General features: G+C 44.1%; 5 protein-coding genes. 2 read left to right on the forward strand and 3 right to left on the reverse strand.

Features of this window, described 5'->3' with window-relative positions:
• Window positions 1-47 precede the first annotated feature (47 nt).
• Window positions 48-1,256: a multidrug efflux MFS transporter gene (locus RAC86_RS36315; RefSeq protein ID WP_224913148.1), complete on the reverse strand. Its 1,209-nt coding sequence runs from the start codon at window positions 1,254-1,256 to the stop codon at window positions 48-50.
• Here RAC86_RS36315 and RAC86_RS36320 point away from each other — a divergent pair.
• Both RAC86_RS36320 and kapD read left to right on the forward strand, forming a co-directional pair.
• Window positions 1,159-1,362 carry a hypothetical protein gene (locus RAC86_RS36320; protein WP_003243502.1) on the forward strand — a complete coding sequence of 68 codons (204 nt, stop codon included), beginning with the start codon at window positions 1,159-1,161 and terminating at the stop codon, window positions 1,360-1,362. The two genes, RAC86_RS36315 and RAC86_RS36320, sit on opposite strands and share 98 nt — an antisense overlap.
• Before the next feature lie 75 nt (window positions 1,363-1,437).
• Complete coding sequence (kapD, locus tag RAC86_RS36325; RefSeq protein ID WP_003228846.1) at window positions 1,438-2,055, forward strand: 3'-5' exonuclease KapD; 618 nt, start codon at window positions 1,438-1,440, stop codon at window positions 2,053-2,055.
• Window positions 2,056-2,081: 26 nt separating this feature from the next.
• Here kapD and kapB read toward each other — a convergent pair whose 3' ends face one another.
• Both kapB and kinB read right to left on the reverse strand, forming a co-directional pair.
• The gene (kapB, locus tag RAC86_RS36330) at window positions 2,082-2,468 is read right to left on the reverse strand and encodes a kinase-associated lipoprotein KapB (RefSeq protein WP_003228851.1); all 387 of its coding nucleotides are present in this window, start codon (window positions 2,466-2,468) and stop codon (window positions 2,082-2,084) included.
• Window positions 2,469-2,513: 45 nt separating this feature from the next.
• The coding region (gene kinB / locus RAC86_RS36335) for a sporulation sensor histidine kinase KinB (RefSeq protein WP_377886746.1) at window positions 2,514-3,781 on the reverse strand (1,268 nt) is incomplete at its 5' end.

Here is a 3,781-nt window from a genome sequence, read left to right on the forward strand (position 1 = left end):
ATTACGAGAAGGTTAAATTTAGAAGATTCCTCAGTTTTTTCTCGGAATCAGCTTGCTTTGGCATAAGAATCTTTCCGAAGTTTCTGCATGATCCAAAGCATGCAGGCGCCGGCGAAAAAGAGAAACGCCGTGACGTAAAAGGTGGCCGAAATGGTAAAATGGCTCGATATGATTCCGCCGAGCAGAGGCCCGAGCACGTTTCCTAAAAAGCGAAAGCTGACATTGTAGCCGAGAACTTCACCTTGAATGCTGCCGGGAGCCTGAACGCGGATCGCTGCCGTAATGCATGGCAGCAAACCGCCCATTGCCATTCCGAATAAAAATCTGAAAACAAGAAGCACGCTGAGTGAGGACGCGAGCGCCTGCGGAATAAAAAAGAAAGAGGCGGCGAGCAAAAGTCCGATTAAAATGCGGCGGTGGCCGTAGCGGTCGCCCAGATCACCCCATTTTCTAGCCAGCAGCAAACTTCCGAGCCCCGTTGCTGAAAATGCCATGCCGGAGAAAAAGGCAAGATTGACAGGTCCGTGCAGCTCATTTACATATAAAGCGAGCAGGGGCTGGATACTGAAATTGCCTGTTTGAATCAGCATGGTTAACAGCATCATGACCCACAGCGCCGGCTGGTGAAAAATATAGGAGAGCACTTCTTTTCTCGAGTAAGACGTACGTTTGGCTGTTTTCTCTGCAAGAGGCTTTTCTTTGACACCAAATAACACGAGAAGAACAGATGAGAAAATCACAAAGGATGTGATAAAAAAGGTATACGTAAAGCCGAAATGATCAGCAAGCATGCCTCCCAAAAGCGGGCCGAACAAGCTTCCGGACACTTGCCCCATTTGCAGCGTGCCAAGCGTTTTGCCGGCTGAGCTCTTCGGAGTCTGTGCCGAAATCATCGCAAGAGATGTCGGGATGAATCCGGTTACAAGACCCATTGCCATACGCAGAAAAAACAATTGGTACACCGATGTAACAAAGCCCATGAAGAAAATGCTGAGGGCAATGCCCGTTCCGGTTGCCATAAGGATTTTCTTGTATCCGCGTTTGTCTCCGAACCGTCCCCAAAACGGGGATACCAAAAACGCCATGAGAAATGTAATGCCGAACACATAGCCGCTCCACCTTTGCACAAAGCCGTTTGAAAAAGAGCTGAGCGTCTCAATGTATAAGGAGAGAAAAGGAACGATCATCGTCGTGCTAGCGGAGACAAAAAAGTTCGCCAGCCACACAATGACAAAGTTTTTCTTACGGATAGAAATAACATCACCTTCTTATTATTTCGGGTTCCTTACTAATTATAAAGAAACGATTCACAATTTAAAAGAAACGAAGCGGCTGGGAAAATTCATTATTTTTAGAAAATGAAGAAATGTCGAGAAGGGGAATTGATATACTATAAAGATAGCATTTTCTGATCGGAGGAAAGGCAGGTGTAAAAAGGTGACGACAAACAGCTTACTCATTATTGATTTCGAATTTACAATGCCTGATGGAAAGTACAGTCCTCAAAACTTCTTCCCGGAAATCATTGAAGCCGGAATTGTAAAGTCGATTGATGATGAAGTGGTTGAGACGTTTTCTAGCTATGTTAGACCGAAAAAGTTCCCAAAGCTTACGAAACGCTGCAAATCATTTTTAAAAATAACCCAAAAACAGGTAGACGAAGGAATGAGATTCGAGGATTTCATCCGTAAACTAAACGAGCTGGATCCTGAGAAAAACAGCACAATTATTACGTGGGGAAACATGGATATGAAAGTGCTGAAGCAAAACTGTATGTTTAACCATATCCCTTTCCCGTTTAAGGGAGAAATGAGAGATTTATCGCTTGAATACAAAAACTTTTTTGGAGACCGGACATTGACGGGTTTATGGAAAGCTGCCGAAGAGTATGGAGATTCCGGAACCGGCACCCATCATAAAGCGCTTGATGATGCTCTTACAGCATATAAACTTTTTAAGCTTGTTGAGCAGGATAAGCAGTATCTCGAAAAGCCAAAACCGCCCACAATCGGCGAGAGAATCGATTTAACCGAACTGTTGAAGCGCGCGACGTAAAAAACCCAATCTTTTGTCAGACTGGGTTATGGCCGGTTAAAATATTCTTTTTCTAAAATGTCCAGATTATGAAGGGAGCGCTTTGCCCACTCCGAACCATCCTCATTCAATTTGGCTCTCATCTGTGCTGTCGCCTCTCGCAGAGATTCGGTATAATCCGGCACTTCACCATCATAAGGCTTCACCATATGGTGGGGGATATTGGTCTGTTCACCATATGCAAGCGCTTTTCTCTCATGAAAAAATGGCACATCCGCCTGTTTTGGATGATGAAGGTCTCCTTGAGCGGGATGGGTAAGAACCGCTTTCACTTTCACTAAATAGTGCTGCGGCCTGCAAGCCGTGATTTCTCCTATGTATACACCTGTTTTGTAAAATCCTTTAACGATAGAGCCTGTTTCAAACGTGCTCATCTGTCATCACCTCGCATTTATTCTATTAAAGTTCCAATCGATTTGCTAGTGAGGAAGATCAGCGGGAAGCTTAATGGTCACCGTAGTGCCTTTTTGGAAGCTGCTGTTAAATGAAATGGTCCCGTGATGATGTTCAATAATGGAAAAGGTTACGGTGAGGCCGAGTCCCGTTCCGTTCGTTTTTAAGGAATAATAAGGTTCGCCGAGTTTTTGCATTTGATGGTCTGTCATCCCGACCCCATTGTCTGTGATGTTAATCATGATCGTATGGCCGTTTCTTTTGGCTGATATGTGGATCATCCCCTTCCCGTGAGGAACCGCTTCAATACTGTTTTTCATCAGGTTGATGACAGCCTGCTTCAGCTTTGTTGCGTCTCCGTATATCAAAAGGTCCGGTTCTGTTTCAGCCTCGACGGTTACTGACTTGTAATTGGCGTACGACACCATAAGGGAGCTTGTCTCTTTGATAAGGGCAGATAGGTCAAAAACCTCTTTTTCGTATAATTGCTGTTTGGCCATATCGAGATAGTTTGTAATAATGCCTTGCGCCCGGTCAAGCTCTGACAGTACAAGCTTTTTGTAATCCGCACTCGACTTGTTTTGTAAGGTTTCGTCATTAAAAAGCAACTGGACAAACCCGCGGACAACTGTCAGCGGATTCCTGACCTCATGAGCGACGCTCGCTGCCAGTTCACTCACAATCGTCATTTTTTCAGAATGGATAAGCTGTGAGCGCAGGGCGATATTTTCGGCGATGCTTTCGATAATATAGATGCTTAATAGAAGAACACTGGAGCGGAAAAGCCCTGAGACTGCCGCCTCGTAAACGAAAATTCCTGATTTTTGAAAATTTAAAATATTTAAGGCGGATAGAATCCAGCTTGAGGCGAAAAATAGGAAAATCTCCACGCAGCTGATCAATAAAGACAGCAGCAGTTTTTTCGCTTTGGACATGAATGGCCATTTTTTCTGAAATAAGATTGGGATAATGATAAGAAAAGGCAGCAAAGTGAAAACAAACATTGCGGAAGGTTCGTAAAAAAGCAGTTCAAAACATAGGACAGATGCGGCGACTGTAAGTCCGGAAGCGGTACTAATGTAAAATAAACAAATGATAACGGGAATCATCTGAAGGCCGTATTGTATGTAGTCCATTTCATGAATCGGGAAAATAATGCATAAAACGGAGGCACCGCAGGCGAAGAGCGTGACCAAACCGCTGTTTATTTTTGGCACAAGAATCGCAGGTTTTCCAAGCCAAAACACTTGGTAAAGAAGAATAGGAAACAAAATAAAGCAGATGTGCAGAAGAT

It is taken from the genome of Bacillus sp. LR_5 (genome assembly GCF_042709275.1).

What these genes read in the sequence shown, in the direction of transcription:
- RAC86_RS36320 (WP_003243502.1), top strand. Translation starts at nt 1,159, where the DNA reads ATGTATAAGGAGAGAAAAGGAACGATCATCGTCGTGCTAGCGGAGACA.
- kapB (WP_003228851.1), bottom strand. Translation starts at nt 2,468, where the DNA reads ATGAGCACGTTTGAAACAGGCTCTATCGTTAAAGGATTTTACAAAACA.